Source organism: Sphingobium sp. LMC3-1-1.1 (genome assembly GCF_040676285.1).
Taxonomy (GTDB): domain Bacteria; phylum Pseudomonadota; class Alphaproteobacteria; order Sphingomonadales; family Sphingomonadaceae; genus Sphingobium.
Window position 1 is genome coordinate 1 of record NZ_JBEGHQ010000033.1, and the last position, 1,147, is coordinate 1,147.

Annotated in this window: 1 protein-coding gene and 1 pseudogene; both read right to left on the bottom strand. The window is 66.3% G+C overall.

The features are described from left to right. Positions 1-215: pseudogene (locus MRBLMC3_RS16185) on the bottom strand (NADH:flavin oxidoreductase/NADH oxidase); the annotation flags it as partial. Between the two features lie 50 nt (positions 216-265). Next, positions 266-1,147 (bottom strand): NAD(P)-dependent oxidoreductase (locus MRBLMC3_RS16190; RefSeq protein WP_363830491.1); only part of this gene is annotated, 882 nt, incomplete at its 5' end.

The window sequence follows — 1,147 nt, forward strand, 5'->3', positions numbered from 1 at the left end:
GCGCAGCGCGGCGAGATCCGGCCGTCCAGCGCGACGTTCGTCATTTCGACCATGACCAGGCCCGCGGCGCCCATCGACAAACCGCCCAGATGGGCCAGATGCCAGTCATTGGCAGAGCCCTCGTTGGAATTATACTGGCACATGGGCGAGACCACGATGCGGTTGGAGAGGGTGAGTTCGCGCAGCGTAATCGGCGAAAAGAGCTTGCTGGTCATGGGTTGAAGGCTTTCTCTTGATGGTTGAGCAGATAGGATTGGGTTGAAAATCAGGCAAGTCCGCTGGCGCGGGCCTGGGCGAGGGCCATGACGATCCAGTCCCGCTCGGCATCGCCATCGGCGATCGCGCGCACCAGTCGCTCGCGGCAGACCTCGGCGCTGGGCAGGGGAACGTCATTGGCAGCGCCCGTGGCGAGGGCGAGATCGACATCCTTGAGGGCAAGGGTTGCGGTGAAGCCGACATTATCCCAGCTGCGATCCAGGATCGCGCGCGAATAGCCGCTATAGGCCGGACCGGAAAACAGACCCTCGATCAGAATATCGCGCATCGCTTCGGGATCGGCCCCGGACTTCTCGACCAGGCTGAACGCCTCGCCCATGACCTCGATCGCGCAGGCCAGCACCATATTGTTGGTGAGCTTGAGCAGCGAGGCGGTGGCGGGATCGGACCCGGCGGCGAAAGTCCGCCTGCCGATGGCGTCGAACAGCGGTTGCGCGTGCGCGACGGCGTCGGCGGGTCCAGCCGCGATGATGCCGAGCTGCCCGGCCGCCACGGCGGTAGGCCGGCCCAGCACGGGCGCTGCGACGAGAATCTGGCCGGCCTTCGCATGCGCGGCGGTCAGGTTGCGGATCGTGTCGCTGCGGTGGGTTCCCATCGCGATGTGCAGGCCGCCGGGCGGCAGGCTCTCGATCAGGCCGCCGGGGCCCTGGGCGACCTGTGCCAGGGCTTCGTCATTGGCGAGCATGGTGATGACAGGCGCGCCAAGCGCGGCGGCCTGCGCGATCGAATCGGCCTGCGTCGCACCCAGGTCAAGCAGTTCGCGCAGCCGATCCGGCGTGCGGTTCCACACCACAAGGTCATGGCCCGCATCCAGCAGCCGCCGGGCCATCGCCTGCCCCATGCGTCCAAGACCTATGAAAACTACCTTCAT